The sequence below is a fragment of the Paenibacillus psychroresistens genome, from assembly GCF_009728935.1.
GTDB classification, from domain to species: domain Bacteria; phylum Bacillota; class Bacilli; order Paenibacillales; family NBRC-103111; genus Paenibacillus_AC; species Paenibacillus_AC psychroresistens.
This window is the reverse complement of sequence record NZ_CP034235.1, coordinates 6,970,458-6,987,692: the sequence shown is the minus strand read 5'-3', so window position 1 is coordinate 6,987,692 and position 17,235 is coordinate 6,970,458. Positions and strand designations below refer to the sequence as shown.

General features: G+C 42.8%; 17 protein-coding genes. 15 read left to right on the top strand and 2 right to left on the bottom strand.

Annotation, left to right across the window (positions count from 1 at the left end; genetic code table 11):
• Positions 1–69 precede the first annotated feature (69 nt).
• Genes EHS13_RS31420 through EHS13_RS31395 form a run of 6 tightly spaced genes read left to right on the top strand, consistent with a single transcriptional unit; the run spans position 70 to position 6,624 of the window.
• Positions 70–2,058, top strand: coding sequence for an outer membrane protein assembly factor BamB family protein (locus tag EHS13_RS31420; RefSeq protein WP_155704150.1), 1,989 nt, complete (start codon positions 70–72; stop codon positions 2,056–2,058).
• A gap of 37 nt (positions 2,059–2,095) precedes the next feature.
• On the top strand, positions 2,096–2,923 hold the full coding sequence (locus tag EHS13_RS31415; protein WP_155704149.1) for a carbohydrate ABC transporter permease: 828 nt from the start codon (positions 2,096–2,098) through the stop codon (positions 2,921–2,923).
• A gap of 23 nt (positions 2,924–2,946) precedes the next feature.
• Positions 2,947–3,720 carry an SDR family NAD(P)-dependent oxidoreductase gene (locus EHS13_RS31410; RefSeq protein ID WP_155704148.1) on the top strand — a complete coding sequence of 258 codons (774 nt, stop codon included), beginning with the start codon at positions 2,947–2,949 and terminating at the stop codon, positions 3,718–3,720.
• Between the two features lie 26 nt (positions 3,721–3,746).
• Entirely contained in the window at positions 3,747–4,598 is an 852-nt protein-coding gene (locus tag EHS13_RS31405; RefSeq protein WP_155704147.1) for a phytanoyl-CoA dioxygenase family protein, read from the top strand.
• Between the two features lie 46 nt (positions 4,599–4,644).
• Entirely contained in the window at positions 4,645–5,847 is a 1,203-nt protein-coding gene (locus EHS13_RS31400) for an enolase C-terminal domain-like protein (protein WP_155704146.1), read from the top strand.
• 15 nt (positions 5,848–5,862) lie between these two features.
• A complete protein-coding gene (locus EHS13_RS31395) occupies positions 5,863–6,624 on the top strand; it encodes an N-acyl homoserine lactonase family protein (RefSeq protein WP_155704145.1) in 762 nt (253 codons plus the stop codon).
• Between the two features lie 63 nt (positions 6,625–6,687).
• Here EHS13_RS31395 and EHS13_RS31390 read toward each other — a convergent pair whose 3' ends face one another.
• Positions 6,688–6,867: a CsbD family protein gene (locus EHS13_RS31390; protein ID WP_155704144.1), complete on the bottom strand. Its 180-nt coding sequence runs from the start codon at positions 6,865–6,867 to the stop codon at positions 6,688–6,690.
• Positions 6,868–7,001: 134 nt separating this feature from the next.
• On the opposite strand from EHS13_RS31390, the gene EHS13_RS31385 reads away from it, so the two are divergent.
• The 9 genes from EHS13_RS31385 to EHS13_RS31345 all read left to right on the top strand — a co-directional run bounded on the left by EHS13_RS31385 (position 7,002) and on the right by EHS13_RS31345 (position 14,040).
• Positions 7,002–7,766, top strand: coding sequence for a sugar phosphate isomerase/epimerase family protein (locus EHS13_RS31385; protein ID WP_155704143.1), 765 nt, complete (start codon positions 7,002–7,004; stop codon positions 7,764–7,766).
• A 112-nt stretch (positions 7,767–7,878) separates the two neighbouring features.
• Complete coding sequence (gene rpiA / locus EHS13_RS31380; protein WP_155704142.1) at positions 7,879–8,550, top strand: ribose-5-phosphate isomerase RpiA; 672 nt, start codon at positions 7,879–7,881, stop codon at positions 8,548–8,550.
• A gap of 94 nt (positions 8,551–8,644) precedes the next feature.
• Positions 8,645–9,094, top strand: a complete 450-nt coding sequence (locus tag EHS13_RS31375; RefSeq protein ID WP_227013622.1) for a MarR family winged helix-turn-helix transcriptional regulator — start codon at positions 8,645–8,647, stop codon at positions 9,092–9,094.
• A 33-nt stretch (positions 9,095–9,127) separates the two neighbouring features.
• Positions 9,128–9,904, top strand: a complete 777-nt coding sequence (locus tag EHS13_RS31370; protein WP_155704141.1) for a pirin family protein — start codon at positions 9,128–9,130, stop codon at positions 9,902–9,904.
• 85 nt (positions 9,905–9,989) lie between these two features.
• Positions 9,990–10,388, top strand: a complete 399-nt coding sequence (locus EHS13_RS31365) for a DoxX family protein (RefSeq protein ID WP_155704140.1) — start codon at positions 9,990–9,992, stop codon at positions 10,386–10,388.
• A 59-nt stretch (positions 10,389–10,447) separates the two neighbouring features.
• Positions 10,448–11,398, top strand: a complete 951-nt coding sequence (locus EHS13_RS31360) for a ring-cleaving dioxygenase (protein ID WP_155704139.1) — start codon at positions 10,448–10,450, stop codon at positions 11,396–11,398.
• A gap of 2 nt (positions 11,399–11,400) precedes the next feature.
• Entirely contained in the window at positions 11,401–12,012 is a 612-nt protein-coding gene (locus tag EHS13_RS31355; RefSeq protein ID WP_193571565.1) for an alpha/beta hydrolase, read from the top strand.
• Positions 12,013–12,036: 24 nt separating this feature from the next.
• Complete coding sequence (locus EHS13_RS31350) at positions 12,037–12,654, top strand: flavin reductase family protein (RefSeq protein ID WP_155704137.1); 618 nt, start codon at positions 12,037–12,039, stop codon at positions 12,652–12,654.
• A 165-nt stretch (positions 12,655–12,819) separates the two neighbouring features.
• On the top strand, positions 12,820–14,040 hold the full coding sequence (locus tag EHS13_RS31345; RefSeq protein ID WP_155704136.1) for an MFS transporter: 1,221 nt from the start codon (positions 12,820–12,822) through the stop codon (positions 14,038–14,040).
• Here EHS13_RS31345 and EHS13_RS31340 read toward each other — a convergent pair.
• Complete coding sequence (locus EHS13_RS31340) at positions 14,033–17,116, bottom strand: hybrid sensor histidine kinase/response regulator (RefSeq protein ID WP_155704135.1); 3,084 nt, start codon at positions 17,114–17,116, stop codon at positions 14,033–14,035. The two genes, EHS13_RS31345 and EHS13_RS31340, sit on opposite strands and share 8 nt — an antisense overlap.
• Positions 17,117–17,235 lie beyond the last annotated feature (119 nt).

Here is a 17,235-nt window from a genome sequence, read left to right as displayed (position 1 = left end):
AACTTAATGTAGCTAAAGGAATGAGATGTCTTCTGACCTCTCATTCCTTTTCATGAAGGGAGTGCATTGATGAATCCTTACATTACTCCAAAAACTAAGGTCATCCATTTGCGGAGATGGACTGTTGCTACGCTTGCTTTAATGGGTATTACGTTTATTCTGCTGATTTTTATTTGGTATATTGGACGGGATTTAGCAACACCAGTTGCATGGACTAAGGACATTGGATCCTTGGAGAGTGCAGTCTCCCTGCAGAAGGACACAGGATTTATTATTGGAAGCAAGAATAACGAGCTGGTGAAATTAGATAAATCAGGAGATGTTGTCTGGACAGTAAAAACAACAGGCACTGTCAAAGATATCACTTTATCCAAAGACGAAATGGAGCTTGCAGCCGTCACAGAAGATCGGTTCTTATATATAATGGATACGGCTAACGGGAAAATGAAGAAGAGTCTGCCTATTCCGTATCCAGCAATTGCTGTGGCGTGGAATTCAGAAGGACAAATTTCCGTATCTGCCGGAACAATTATCGCTGGTAAATACCGAATCTACACATTTAATTCTGCGGGCACCCAGGTTTGGAAATATGAAAGCAACGTAGATTTGCGAACGTTGGCATACTCTCCTGATGGCCAAATTTTATTCGTAGGAACGAATTCATCTCGTGTTATTGCACTCAATAATCAAGGTAAGCCCATCTGGCAGGCTCTTGCCAAGGCTCCGATTTATGGCATTTCTGTTGTAGGCGATCGTGTAGTCTATGCGGATAATTTAGGTGCTGTAGGTGCGTTGGATTTTCAAGGGAAAGCCATTTGGACTGAATCCTACAATGAAAGCTTTATAGATGTGACAGCCTCTCCATCAGGTACAAGTTTAATGCTGCTGGACGAGAAGGGGAACCTAAACCTGATTTCAGCCGAAACCGGTAAAGAAATCACCCAGCTGCCTTTGAACAATGGGGCTAAACATATTCATCTCGATCTCAGCGGTAAAAATTTAATAGCGGTTGGCGACCACATTTCCCTAGTCCATGTAGCTGCTATGCAATCCTTTGATTCCTCATCCTCTCTGCACAGTATTTTTATAATTTTAGCCATTATTATTGGATTTATCGCCATTTGTATCCTTACATTACGTCTAATGTTTTCTTCTCCCAAGATGCAGCAAAGCATCCTCTTAACGGTCAAGCTTACCTTGAAGAATAAGATCGCCTATCTATTAATTCTGCCAACTCTGTTTATGTTGGCTTTGTTTAATTATTATCCTGCTTACTCTGCCTTCTATCATTCTTTTACGGACTGGAAGCCTGGGCTGCATACTATCTTTGTTGGTTTCGATCAATTCATCAAAGTATTTAACAGCCATTATTTTTGGATTGGCATTAACAATTTGTTTTTTCTACTGGTTTCACGGTTTTTACAGCTTGCTGCTCCGCTGTTAGTTGCACTGATGATCTTTCATTTACGCTCAGAGCGAGCCAAATATTTTATGCGTAATCTGTTTGTGTATCCGCTTGTGGTCCCTAGCATTGTTGGGATCTTACTGTGGTTGTTTATTTACGACCGTAATTTCGGTGTGCTCAATCAAGTATTGGCTGTTTTTGGGCTGGAAAACCTGCAGCATGCCTGGCTTGGAGAATCGGCAACCGCTATGCCTGCATTAGCCTTTATCGGATTTCCCTGGATTGGTGCTTTCGCTTTGTTGATCTTCTATGGCGGGTTAATCAGTATTTCAAGTGAAGTATTCGAAGCGGGGATCATGGATGGTATTGGCAAGTTCAGGCGTTTTTGGAATATTGAGCTCCCTTTATTAATGGGGCAGATGCGTTTGCTATTAATCTTAACCTTCATTGGAACCATGCAGGACTTCTCTCTCGTATACGTCACTACACAAGGCGGTCCGTTTGACAGCACCTATCTGCCAGCTTTGGAGTTGTTCTTTGCTGCGACACGCTTTAACGATTATGGTTATGCTTCTGCTATGGGAATTGTACTTTTTATGTTTATTCTTGTAGGGACGATCTTTCAAATTCGCATAAAAACGTCAGATCAATGAACTTTGACCTATTCGAAAAAGACAGGAGGTAAAATTCATGCATAAATCTTCTAAATCAGCCAGGGCAGCAGTTTGGATTGCGTTAATCGTATTGACGGCACTTACTTATGTTCCTATAATCGTCATGCTTTCCATGTCGGTACGCAATAACGGGCAGATTTTTTCTGACTTTTGGGGATTGCCTAGTCCGTGGGTTTGGGAGAATTACAATGTTGCCTTTAAAGGGATTGGCCGGAATTTAGCAAACAGTGTATTCGTTGGAGGAACAGCGACGGTTGGTGTGGTTTTCTTATCTGCACTTAGCGGTTATGTATTCGCACGGCTCCGGTTTCCTGGGAAGGAATTTTTCTACTATCTTATCCTATCCCTTTTAATGATACCTGGTGTTTTAACCTTGATTCCTTTGTATGTTCAGATGTCCAATTATCATTTATTAGATACATGGTGGGCTTTATTCTTACCTTGGGTTGCTGGGGGCCAAGTCTTTGGAATTATTCTTTGCCGAACTTTTTTAGAAGCATTGCCCAATGAGTTATTTGAGTGCTCTCGTATTGACGGTGCATCAGAGTTTACCAATTTCCTGCGTATTGCAGTTCCGCTTTCTTATCCAATTTTGATCACGTTGGCCGTTTTGAATTTGGTCGGAAATTATAATGATTTTATATGGCCGTTACTTGCTATTAATGGTGAAGCGAATCAAATGGTCACGGTTCAGCTCCAAAAGGTTGGTATGACAACGAGTGGTCTTCAATATGGTCCGCGTATGGCTGCATATGTACTATCCTGTTTGCCGTTGCTAGTTATCTTCAGCTTTGGAATGAAATATTACATTTCTGGGATTACCTCAGGCGCGGTTAAAGGGTAATTAAATACAGGTAGGAGGCATCGATGAACGGTAAATTATCCGGTAAAGTCGCAATAGTCACCGGTGGTAGTCGTGGAATTGGCAGGGGCATATGTAAGGAATTGGCCTTGGCGGGAGCAAGAGTTGCCTTGAATTATACAAGCAATGAAGCTGAGGCACTCAAGGCTGCAGCGGAGATTGAAGCATTCGGTGGCGAAGTGCGTATCTATCAAACGGATGTAGCCATTAAAGCTCAAGTAGATGAGATGGTGGCAAATGTAAGAACGGATTTTGGAGCGATCGATGTTCTGGTCAACAATGCAGGCATTTGTCCTTTTCTGGACTTTTTTGATATTACAGAAGAAGCGTGGAATCGCACTATTCAGGTCAATTTATCGGGCATGTTTTTTACATCACAAGCTGTTGGTTTGCATATGAGGAGTCAAGGTGGCGGATCTATCATTAATATAAGCACGGTTACTGCAGCTCGCGGCGGCTATAAACAGGTTCATTATGCAGCGAGCAAAGGTGGGGTTAACTCATTGACGAGTTCAATGTCTAATGCATTGAGAAAGTATGGGATTCGTGTGAATGCAATTCTTTGCGGAGGTGTGCCTACAGATATTAATGTAGAGCAAATGGCAGAGCTAAAGGCTATACAAAGCCAATCTCCAGCTGCGTCGAGAGACCCTTTTGAGCTAAGAGACCATGGAACTCCTGAGGATTTAGGTAAAGCAGTGGTTTATCTGGCAGCAGATGACAGTATATGGGTGACAGGGGCATTGATGGCGGTGGATGGTGGAGCATTGGTAAGATAACGTAATGCGAAAGGAGAATTTCTAATATGGCAATCGAATTTAGAATGAATCTATCCCAGTATCAGCTGACAGAGGAACAGAAATTTTTATTTGATCTTAAAGGGTATATTGTATTTCCTAATGTGTTTACGGATGAACAGGTTGCTGCAATGAAGGAGCAGGTTGAACAAATCAATCAAGCGAAGCAGAATCGAAGCGCAGCAGAACAAAGGGCTGGCATAGTCCAGGGCTCAACGATTCCTGGAGGTCCCACGGAAGTCATACTAAGCAATCCGATTGTTAAAGGAACCCTCCATCATTTAATCGGACCGGATGTCAGACTGGATCAAGTATTCTCTGTTGTGAGAGAGCAAGGGCAAGGGGATATACAAGGGCCGCATCAAGGAGGGCCAATGCGCAATCCGCATTTCCATTATCATTTTACTCAAGGGCAGAGCTATTCCGGATTAACGAGAATGGTAGTGGAATTGAATGCTGTTGGTAAGGATGATGGCGGAACTGTTTTTCTACCTGGCAGCCATAAAGCTAATTTAGCCGTTCCTGCTTCGCTTCAGGAAAAGAAGATAAGCTATCCCTTTCCTTTTGAGGGTTATGAGGCTCCTGCTGGATCAGTAGTTTTTTTTAGTGAAAATACTTGCCATGCAGGACCAGTATGGACTAACCCCAATCATCCGAGAGTGGCAATTCTGTTTGCTTTCTGCAATATTGGCATGCGTTGGCATCGTTACAGCAATGTAACCCAAGCGGTGATTGATAAGCTTGGTCCTGAAGCGCGCTGGTATTTTCGTGATGTGTGGCCGTGGGATAACTCAGGTGCTAATGAGGGTCGGAATCAATTATTAGTCAATGAGGATGGGACGTATATTGCATCACCCTAATGATTGCTGAGATAGCTCGTTGTAAGAAATATTGGGAGGGATTAGCTTGAAAATTACCCATGTTAATGTATTTGTTACCGGAAAAAGCAAAGTCGAGACAGAAGCGCATGCCAAGGCTGGGCAGGACTCATCCGCAGAAAAGCCGCTGCCGAAAAAAGGATCATGGTTATCAGAAACGGTTATTGCTAATCCGATGTCCATACATCCTGAATACTTTGATCGCCGATCCTTATGGTTAGGGATGGGAGGTAGAGTTATTGTGCAGATTGAAACAGATGCGGGCGTTACCGGATATGGTGAAAGCACTGGTGGGCGTGGCACTGCGGCCATTATTAAGGATCATTTAAGTCAGTTTTTGCTGGGCAAGGATCCCTTCCAAATCGAGAAGCATTGGGATATTATGTTCCGCTCCTCCATAACCTACGGCCGCAAAGGTTCACCCATTATGGCAATCTCGGCTGTGGATTTAGCACTTTGGGATTTGATAGCGAAAGCAAGAAACGAGCCTTTATATCAAACGCTTGGCGGGGCTGTTAAAGATAAGGTTCAGGCTTATGTAACAGGCAATGATTTCGAGAAAACCAAGGAACGCGGCTTTATGGGACAGAAGCTTGCCATGCCTTATGGGCCTGCATCTGGTAAGGAAGGAATGGACAAGAATGTTGAGCTGGTGCGCCAAGCCAGAGAGGCATTGGGTCCTGATAAAGAAATTATGCTCGATTGTTTTATGGCATGGAATGTGGAGTATACGGTGCGGATGGCTGAATTGGTTGCTCCATTTCGTGTGAAATGGATTGAGGAGTCACTCCCGCCAGACGATTATGCAGGTTATGGTGTTATTAATCGCAGAGTCACATCAGCTGCAATTGCAACGGGTGAACATGAATATACCCGTTATGGTTTTCAACAGCTGTTGGATGCGCGGGCTGCTGAAATTCTCCAGCCGGATATTTGCTGGTGCGGCGGCATTTCAGAGGTTCGCAAAATTTGTGCGATGGCTTCCGCTCAACATATACCAGTTATTCCGCATGCAGGTGGACTGCAGCCTTGGGCATTGCATTATATTTTTGCGGAGATTAATATCCCTTATGCAGAATTCGCTTATATCAATGGAGCAGATGTCGATAATTATGACCCAATCTTTACAGGGATTACGTCGCCCGAGAATGGCTGGTTTTCACTTCCAACAGGAATAGGAGCAGGTATTGAGCTAAGAGAATCTGCTTTTGATTATCTTTATGACGTGTAAGCTGGAGGGTTAGCCATGACTCATAACTATCACATACAATGCTTGAAAACGGCAACGCATACTGCACCGGAGCCGATCTTTCTTTATATGAAAGGCTTTGATCGGACGAGGGATGTCAATTGTTACTTCTGGTTAATTCAAGGGGAAGGAAAGAAGCTCCTTGTTGATACGGGCATGGGCGGAGAGTATCCCAAGCAGTTTGTAGAAAGGGCCAAGAATAGTCAAATCGCTTTCCCAGTTGGACCTGGCGAGGATACGGTTAGTTTATTGGCGAGCCATGGGCTTCAGGCAGATGACATTGATATGGTCATTCTAACTCATCTTCATTATGACCATATTGCGAATATTCCACTGTTTACCCGTGCTGTCATTGTGGTTAACGGAGCAGGCTGGGAGGTGGCAAGAAATCCAATTCATCCCGTATTCGATCAATTTCCGCTGGATTTATTGGCTTATATGGCTAATGAAATGAAAAGCCAGCTGCGTTTTGTCGGAAAAGAGGAAGAGGTATTGCCAGGGATTCGTGTCATCTGGACTGGAGGTCATACGGCATGCTCGCAAGCAGTACAAATCTCAACGAAAGTGGGAAGTGTTGTTTTAACAGGGGATGTTGCGTATCTCTTCGATAACCTAGAAATGGATTATCCGATTGGGTTGGGAGTTAGTCTTTATGAATCCGTAGATGCCTTGAAACGCTTGAAGCTTGCTGGAGATCTCTTGCTGCCGGGACATGATAAGGAGATTCTAACACGATATCCAGATGGAGTTATAACATGAATGGATGGAGCTTGAATAAAAAAGGCTATTGGATCATTTCCTCCAATAGCCTCTTTTCACGTTTTACTGCTGATCCTTGGCTTTCCCGATTTCTTCTTGAATGGTGCCTTTTATTTTATCGAGCTTGCCTTCTGCTTGAAGCGAGTAATTGTCGGTTGCGTTGCCAATCTGATCCTTGACTTCACCTTTTATTTTGGAAACTGCACCTTTAATCTTATCGCTCGTTCCGTTATGTTCTGTCATAGTTAACATCTCCTTTTATTTGATAAAGACTTTTACCCGTATAGATGGAAATTTAAACAGGTTATTTATTGTAGAGTTTTAATGCTACACTGAAGTAAGCTTAATACAAATATAAATTAAGGTAGGGATATCCAATGAATTCATTCGGTTGGTGTACCGATTTAAAAGATGCTGAGCTGCTTGCCAAACTTGGATTTGATTACATTGAACTTGCCTTGGCTCCAATGCAGCTTGAGAACCAGGAAGAATATCGCCGCCAGCTTAAGCTTGTTCAGCAATCGCCACTACCAGTAAAAGCGTTCAACGTTTTTTTTCCACAGGATATCAAAATTGTTGGGCCAGCTGCTGATGTCGAACGTATTCGACGATACATAGCGACTGCGGTTGAAGTTTTTGTCAAAGCAGGGGCAAGGATTGCCGTATTGGGAAGCGGTGGAGCTCGTACCATTCCCGAGGGCTGGGAGACTGCCCGCGCAGAGGAACAACTGTTGCAGGTGCTAAATTGGTGCGCAGCTGAAATGAAGGATACCGGTGTGATACTTGCGATTGAACCGCTCAACCGCAAAGAATCAAACGTCATCAACAGCGTTGCGGATGGCGTGTATTATGCGAAGCAAATTAACGATCCGGCGGTGCGGGTTTTAGCGGATTTCTATCATATGGATGAGGAGAATGAGCCGCTTAGCACATTGCGGGAGCATAAGGATTGGTTAGCACATATCCATCTGGCGGATACCGGGAGACGGAACCCTGGCTCGGGGCAATACGATTATGATACCTTTTCTGCGATTCTTAGAGAAATCGGCTACTCCGGCATGATTTCCGCAGAATGCAAGGTCGAGCAACAGGAGAGCGAAATGGTCGATAGCCTTCGCTTCATGAAGAGCAAGTGGCGATAAGTAATAATAAGTAAAAGGAAACAATCCTCTAGGCTCATTTCATATTGCCTCAAAACCTTATATTATTAGAAGAAGCGCATTAAAAAGAATTTAATACTAAGGGTGATCTATAGTGGATAGTAAAAAAGCTGCTGGTGAAAAAGCTGCAGAATATGTTAAGAATGGGATGAAGATTGGATTAGGTACGGGCTCAACTGTATATTGGACGATTGTTAAGCTTGGCGAAATGGTGAAGGAAGGTCTGCGAATCGAAGCCATACCAACATCAGAGCAAACAGAGAAGCTCGCAATTGAATTAGGCATTCCGTTATTTAAGCCGTATCCAAGCATGAAAAAATTAGATTTGACGATAGATGGCGCAGATGAAGTTAGCTCAGACGTAAATCTCATTAAAGGTGGGGGAGGTGCGCTGCTAAGAGAGAAGATGCTTGCTAGCTACTCTTCGGTATTCATAACCGTAGTGGACCATTCCAAATGCGTTTCTGAGCTTGGCCATTTTCCATTGCCTGTTGAGGTTGCGAAGTTTGGTTGGGAGCTTACAAGCATCCAAATTGCACGATTGGGCTGTGCACCGACTTTGCGAATGGCCAATGGAGCTCCTTTTATTACGGATAATGGCAATTACTTATTAGATTGCCCATTTGATACGATCACTAATCCTGCCGAAATGACAGTGAAGCTAAATCGCATTCCTGGTGTAGCCGAGAACGGTTTATTCGTTAACATGACCAATATACTAATTGTAGGACGAGCCGATGGAATGGTGCGAATTCACGAGAACTAGAATTCTTAAAGATCTTCTTGACAGAAGTCTTTAAATATTATATCTTTAATTTAAGACATTTAATCTAAAGATATATACGGGAGGTGAACATTCATTGTCCATTCCATTAGATGATGCAGCAGCAAGCTCACTTAAATTATTCGTAGTTCTATCTAAAGCCTATAAGACGCTTATGGACCAAGCCATTAAAGATATGAAGCAATATGGTTTGTCACCGTCCGAATTCATGGTGCTCGAGGTGTTGTATACGAAGGGAAGAATTCCTTTACAGCAAATAGGCGAGAAGGTCCTGATAACCAGTGGAAGCATTACGTATAATATCGACAAGCTAGAGAAGAAAGAGTATCTCAAGCGAGTACCTTGCAAGGAAGACCGCCGAGTTATTTTTGCAGAGCTTACGGAAGCCGGTAATGAATTTTTCAGCCGAATCTTTCCAGAGCATGCCGCCTTGATTCATTCCATTTCTAATGGAGTTAACACAGATGAGAAGAAAACTGTGATTGACTTGCTGAAGAAACTGGGTAGAGGTGCGGAACAAGCTTAATATTAATAGACTTTAACAAGGAGGTGTGTTTTTATGCAAGCATTGGTTTATACACCGGCTATGCAGGGAATTGGCGAATTTGATGGCGGGAAAATCAAGGAACAGAAACCAATTGGTTTTCCAGGTGAGGGAGCCGTTGTTAAAAGAGTAGGTCCCTTATTTTATTGGGCATGGGCATTCTCCAGTCAAGAAGCGATGATTGGTTTACATCCCCATCAAGGCTTTGAAATAATGACTTATGTGGTTGAAGGCACTGCTTTTCATGGTGATACGCTGGGAACCCAGAGCACAGTTGGCGCAGGCGGAGCACAGGTTATGCAGACGGGCTCAGGAGTGAGTCATCAAGAGAAGCTTGGAGCAAATGCGGAGTTATTCCAAATTTGGTTTGAGCCAGAGCTATCGCAAGCCGTTAAAAGACAGCCGACCTATCGACAACATGAGCATGAGGATTTCCCGCAAATCAGCAATGATGCTGGATATTCGGTTAAAACAGTGATTGGCTCAGGCGCTCCAGTTGAATTAGTGGCAGATGTGAAAATGTGGGATGTAGAAGTGAACACTGGATCGCTATACCATCAAAAAGTAGCTGCCGGATATACATTGACTGCTTTAGCAATCCGCGGTCAAGGAACCTGGGCAGAGTCGGGTGAAGCTAAGCATTCGCTTGATTTTCATCACAAAGACTTTATTATTGGGGCCGCTACTGTCGATACAGAGTTCGAGATCACAAACACAGGAGATGACAGCCTAAGGCTGATCCTGATTGAAGTTCCCGCTACAGTGGAATATCCACTTTATCATAAAAGGTAAGATCCCTCGATAATTCGAGGCTAGGTTTTGCCATATATCTTTAAATTAAGACTTTTAAAATAAAACTAATTGGAGTGTGATTGTAATGGTAGCATTGGGATTATTATTAATTCGTGTAGTTGTTGGGGTTTTATTCATCGGGCATGGTTCACAAAAGTTATTTGGTTGGTTCGGCGGGTATGGACCCAAAGGGACTGGAGGTTGGATGGAATCAATCGGTATTAAACCAGGTGTGCTAATGGCTGTATTTGCTGGATTACTGGAATTGGTTGGTGGAACACTACTTACGGTAGGTTTGTTTACACCTCTAGCTGGAATATTAATTGCTTTGGCTATGCTTGGTGCGATAATAAAGGTACATTATAAGAATGGCGTTTGGAACACTGCTAATGGTTATGAATACACACTTGTGCTTTTTGCAGTGGCTATTGGTATTGCATTGATTGGCTCTGGCGACTACTCACTTGATAACCTGATTAAATAATTGATTTGTGATTTGAGGAAAATATAGGCTAATATTAATAATAAAAAGGAGTGTTTACTATGACATTACAAACAGCTGGTATTCATCACGTGACGGCATTTGCGAGCGATCCACAAGGCATTGTTGATTTTTATGCAGGTATTCTTGGGCTTCGGATGGTTAAGAAAACAATTAATTTTGATGCACCTGAGGTCTATCACTTATATTTTGCTGATGAGGCAGGGAGCCCAGGCTCGATTATTACTTTCTTCCCATCTCCAGGATCTCGCAAAGGCAGAATCGGTGGCGGCCAAGTAGGCATTACGTCATATGCTGTGCCTCAAGGCTCTCTTGGCTTCTGGGAAAATCGCTTGGCAAGCTTTGGAGTTGCAACTACTAAAATTAGTCGGTTCTCTGAGCAATATCTTCAATTCACAGATAAAGAAGGATTAGGTCTTGAGATCGTCGAACGTGCAGAGGGTGCTAAGAGCACTTGGTCCTTTGGTGGAATTACACCAGAAGAAGCGATTAAAGGCTTCGGAGGCGCGGTATTATTCAGCACTAACCCGGCTAAAACAATAGATGCCGTTGAAAACCTGCTCGGCTTTAAAAAGGTCGGAGAAGATGGAACTTATGCAAGGCTTCAGTCCAATGGCGAAATTGGCAATGTGATCGATATTCCACTTGCAGCAGTAGAACGCGGCAGTGACGGAGCAGGAGCGGTTCATCATATCGCTTGGCGTGCTTCAGATTTTGAACAGCATTTGGAATGGAGAAGTGCAGCAGAAGCGTACGGTTATCATCCGACCCCTGTTATTGACCGCCAATATTTTAATGCGATCTACTTCCGTGAAGCTGGAGGGATACTCTTTGAAATTGCAACAGATCCACCAGGATTTGCGAATGATGAGCCTGCAGATTCATTAGGTGAAAAACTGATGCTGCCTGAATGGTATGAACCGCATCGTGCCCAAATTGAAGGCAATCTTCAGCCTATAAAAGTAAGAGTAGTGGAGGCGAATCAAGCATGAGCATGAAGCATATCTTCCAGCAGGGAACTCGCCAAGAAGCTCCGACTTTAGTTCTTTTTCATGGAACGGGCGGAACGGAACGAGATTTATTGCCGCTAGCTAAACAAATTTCTCCAGATTCCTCGATCATTAGTGTGAGAGGGAATGTGTTGGAGAATGGGATGCCGCGCTTTTTTAGGAGATTGGCAGAAGGCGTGTTTGATGAAGCTGATCTGATCTTCCGCACTAAGGAGCTCAGTGAGTTTCTAGATGAGGCAGCCATCGAGAACGGGTTTGATCGTGATAACCTCGTTGCGGTTGGTTACTCCAATGGTGCCAATATTGCAGGCAGTCTGCTGTTTCATTATAAGCATGCGTTTAAAGCTGCAATTCTTCATCATCCGATGGTTCCGTTAAGAGGACTTACACTTCCAGATTTATCTGGCATTCCGATCTTTATCGGCGCAGGGAGCAATGATCCGATCTGTACGCCGCAGGAAACGGAAGAGCTGCAAGAGCTGCTTAGTGGAGCGGGTGCAGCGGTCGAAGTACATTGGGAACGCTACGGACATCAACTAACTTCTACCGAAGTAGCTGCGGCTGCAGCTTGGTTTCAGAAGCAGTGGAAGGACTAAATCGTTTCTAAATAGGAGCTAATTATGATATCCATTGATCCGACCACTCAAACCGATAGAGAGAATTATAAGCTGTTGATTGGCAGTATTATTCCGAGACCCATTGCTTTGGTTACAACACTTTCTCAAACTGGAGTTTTGAACGCAGCTCCTTTCAGCTACTTTTCCATTGTTTCAAGCCAGCCTCCGTTAATTTCCATAGCTGTTCAGCGGAAGTCGGGTGTAATGAAAGATACGGCTAGGAATGCCATCGAACAAGGTTCGTTCGTTGTTCATATAACGGATGAATCAATCATTCATCAGGTTAATGAAACAGCAGCTAATCTGCCTTCAGAGGAAAGTGAAGTAGAGCGAGCTGGTTTTACGCCAATTGCCAGTGAAGTGATAGATGTACCGGGTATAAAAGAAGCAAAAATTCGAATGGAATGCTTGCTGGAGCAATCGATTCCATTAGGTGGTTCGGGTAAAGAAGGCGATGAGCCAGCTTGTGATTTATTGATTGGACGAGTCGTACGTTTTCACTTCGATGAAGCTGTTTATGAGGATGGGCACATCAATCCAGATAAGCTGAATCCAATGAGCCGGCTGGCTGGGAATGATTATGCTAGTCTAGGAACACGGCTTACATTGAAGAGGCCTTAATAAAATATGCAGGAAAGCCGGAGGCAATGCTTCCGGCTTTTTTGGCGTGGATCGATTCGGTCAAGCATGAGCTAAGCAACTCTTCAATCGAAGAATGATTTTTCACTAATAGGTGAACATTACTGATATGTCCTATTGGACTAGAAGGGTATTAGGTGAGCTAGCTTGAAGGAAAGAAAAAAATGGGATTTGGCTGCTCTTGCATCAATTCCACTAATTATGACGCTTGCCAATTCAATGCTAATTCCCGTGCTGCCGCTAATGCAAAAAGAATTACATATATCGTCGTTACAAGCTAGCCTAATTATAACGGTGTATGCTGCTGTTTCTATTGTTTTCATTCCGGTTGCAGGTTATTTATCAGATCGTTGGGGACGAAAAAAAATAATCATTATCGGTCTGTCAATTGCCACGATTGGCGGATGTATTTCTGGGTTCGTTGCGTGGTTTGGGAATGATCACGTTTATTTGATTATTTTGCTCGGACGATTTATTCAGGGAATTGGAGCAGCCGGAGCCTTCCCAATAGTCCTACCCTTGGTAGGCGATATGCTTGAAAGTGAAGAGGAAGTGAGCAAGGGGCTTGGCATGATTGAGACCTCGAATACATTTGGCAAAGTAATAAGTCCAATTCTGGGTTCAGTGTTAGCCTTAATTGTTTGGTATTTTCCCTTGGCGGTAATTCCTTTTATCTGTTTGATCAGCATCGCAGCCGTTCTAATCTTAGTTAAAGTGCCTAAGAAGGATAATAAGGAGCAGTCCAATAGCTCGGTTAAAGAGTTCATAACTTCGATTAAAAAGCTGCTTTTGGAGAAGGGGCTCTGGGTTTATACTGTTTTTGCAATTGGCTGCATCTCGATGTTTATATTGTTCGGCTTTCTCTATTACCTCTCCACGATACTTGAGGATACTTACCGTATTTATGGGGTATGGAAGGGTACGCTGCTTGCGATACCATTAAGTGCAATTTGTCTGGCTTCCTTTTTGACTGGAAAATTTGTCGGTAAGAGCAGACCAAGAATGAAGTGGTGTACATTTGTGGGTGCCGTCTTGTTGCTTGCATCTATGCTATTGATCGCATTGCTTTCCACTAAGAGCTTATTTATTCTGATCACATTATTATTTATCAGCTCTGCTGGAATAGGTATCATGCTTCCTTGTCTCGACGCTTTTATTACGGAAGGAATTGAAAAGAAACAGCGAGGTACCATTTCATCGCTTTATAGCAGTATGCGATTTATTGGGGTTGCTCTGGGTCCGTTAATAACAGCTTTGTTCTTGAATAAGAGCATGCTGTTATTCTATTCCTTCGCATTATTAGCATTGATTTGCGGCATCCTGACACTTGTCGGAATTAAACCTGCTCCTGAAAATTCAGCTAATTAGCGTCTGGAGAAGGGATTCTAAAGCTAACCGTTGTACCGACACCTTTCTTACTCTGAATAACAAGTCCAGTACCATAAATTTGCTTCAAGCGGCGATCTGTATTGAACAAGCCAATGCCTTTTCTTTTATTAGCAACAGAATGAAAAAGCTGACTTTGTTTCTCTTCACTCATTCCCACACCAGTATCTGTAACTAAAACCTCTGTGTACTCTGCGTATTGGGCAATTTTAATGGTAATGCTGCCTCCATCAGGAAGCTTCAATATACCGTGCCGTACAGCATTCTCAACAAGCGGCTGGATAGAAAGCGGAGGGATTAATAGCGGTATGCCCTCATCGATCTCCCAGATTACCTGCAGCTTGTCTTCAAAACGTACTTTCTCGATAAATAGATAAGAGCGGACGAGATCAAGCTCATGGTTAAGTGGCACAATACGCTCCAAATTTCTAAAATCAAAGCTTGCCCGCAAATAATCGCCAAACACGCTAAGTAATTCACGCATTTCATCGGTATCAATCTCACTGAGTGCTGCAATGGAGTTTAAGGTGTTGAATAAGAAATGCGGTTGGATTTGTGCTTGCAGCCACGCTCCCTCCATACGAAGCCGTTCAGCCATCGATTGTTTAACATTGGTCAGAGCGCGTACACGAGCTTTTAATTCTAGGGCATCCATAGGCTTTGTTACATAATCATTTGCTCCTGATAAAAACCCTGTGTATATATCTTCAGGTCGGCTGCGTGCAGTCAATAATAGGATGGGAAGCTCGGCGATGGAGAAACGTTCACGAATAAGCGCAGATAATTCATAGCCAGACATATGTGGCATCATGACGTCGGCAATAATTAAATCCCATTCCCGGGAATCTAATTTGGCTAAAGCATCCTTTCCGTTTCTTGCCAATACTACGTCATATTGTTCAGCAGATAGGATATTGTTTAATATTTTTAAATTAAGCGGGTCATCGTCAACGGCGAGAATTCTTGGGCGATCTCCAACAGCAGTAGCGTTCAAGTCATAAGGTGCTTCTGGAAGGATAGTGGATAAGGAGGCAGCAGTTTCTGAATAAACCATAGCTTCCGTATAAATAGTATTATCCTTTTGGCTAGACGAATTGGACAGAGGGAGTATAACAGTGAAAGTTGAACCGGCTCCAGGAGTCGAGCTGACTTTTAAGCTTCCATTAAGCAATTCAATCAGCTGTTTACAAATACTAAGCCCGAGCCCAAGTCCACCGCCCATAGAAGTTACGGAGGAATCCCCTTGCTCATAAGGCTGAAAAATCCTTTGCAGCAGCTCAGTATTCATTCCAATTCCAGTGTCTTCAATTATAATATGCGCTTTTCCATCTATAACTTCTGCGGAAATAGTAATAAAGCCTTCGTTGGTGAACTTCACAGCGTTATGGAGTAAATTGAATAAAATTTGAATGAGACGGTTTTCATCAGCTTGTACTTTTGGAAAAGAATCTCGGATGCTTTGAACGAAGCTTATGGGCTTGTCCTCTGTCATGAACCGGAGCATATCCAGAACGCCAACCACGAGAGATTGCAGCTGAACATTGGTAAATTGGATCGAGAGCCCTTTTTCGCGAAGGCGGTTAAGATCAAGTAGATCGTTGAGCATAAAAGACATTCGACGTCCTACACTAATTAGAAGCTCCATATTTTTAGTGTTTTCAGCATTTAAGGAGTTTTTTTCGCTGTCTAAGACATTCTGGGCTATATTAATTATCCCGTGAAGCGGATTACGCAATTCATGAGATGTGTTCATCAGAAAATCATTCTTTTGTTTATCAGCAATTTGCAGCCTTTCGGCAAGTCTTGCAGTCTGCGCCGTGTTTTTGAAAAAAAGCTTAAACCAATAAGAAGCAAATCCTAGAAAAGCAATGGTAATATCAAACGGATAATAGATTAAATCCAAGGCACCAAAATTCTTAGCAATCCCCCAGCTAAGATTAATTGTAATACCGACTGAGCCAAGCAATAAAAAGATAGCGTCTGAATTCCCTCTTCGAATAGCAAGTATCATAAGAAGTGGGATCGTGAAGATGGGCAGCAAACTAATCAAGAAAAAAAGAAATTGGAATTCTGGAATGAAATTCATTGGTTTTACAACATCAATGATGGCAGCGATAATGCATGCAATCGAGAACCAGCGTAAAGCTCGAATACGTTTATATTCAGGGAACATTTCTAGGGTGAATTGGATAATGAAGTAGGAAAGGCAAATATAGGCTAGAAACCACAGCTTGGTTGCCCATTCGAAATTGATTGGTAGACCGACCAGCAATAGGCGATCATCGTCCAGCAGAATCGAAAATATTGTACAGATGATCAATAGTGAAAAAGAAACCAATGCCCATTGTCGTGTTCCTAAATAATAAAGTAAACCAGCATATAAAAAATGCAAAGCTAGTACCACACATAATAATAGCTGCATGTCTCTAGAAAAGAATCTCTCATTCGTTATAGCTGTATCATAGCCAAATTTAATGGATTGGACGATTCCACCCGGATTACTCATGGTGCGATCATTAGAAACAAGTATGACAAGATCAATTTCGGACGTTTTTGCTATAAAGGAAGCTGAGTAAGGAACGGTCCGTGAGATATGCTGATCATATTGCTCAGAGGGAGTTCCTGAGTCTGCTATCAATTCGCCATTTACGAAAACCTTAGAGGCTGTTTGAATGAGCGGAATTCGGATCCCGTAGGCATGTTGATTCAAAGTATCTAACTGGATTTTTAAGCGATATGTGCCATAGTCAAAAGATGAATCTGTTGTTCTTGGGAAAGCGGCATCCCAATAGCCAGGTACCTTAAGAAAGCTTTTGTTTTGAGAGAGTGAGGGTGAACCTTTAACGGCTGGGTCAATGAATACATAAGGGTAGAATTCCCAATCACCTTTTAAAGTTATGGTTCGGTCATCTGGCAGCGCCCAATTTCTCAGATCTAATATACCTTTAACGGCTTTGGGATGCTCCGGTACAGCATGGTAATTGATCCATATCAGACGAAAGCTGGTCAATGCTAGCGCAAACAAACCGACAATAATGAATATTTTACTCCAGGACATGGGACGATTCGATTCTATGTGAAAAACCTCTTTTCAAAAAGTATATACAGGGTTGTATCGGTTAAATGGGTTTGTTTAGTGATATTAAGTTTGGAAAAATCGCTTTTGAACGCAGTAAT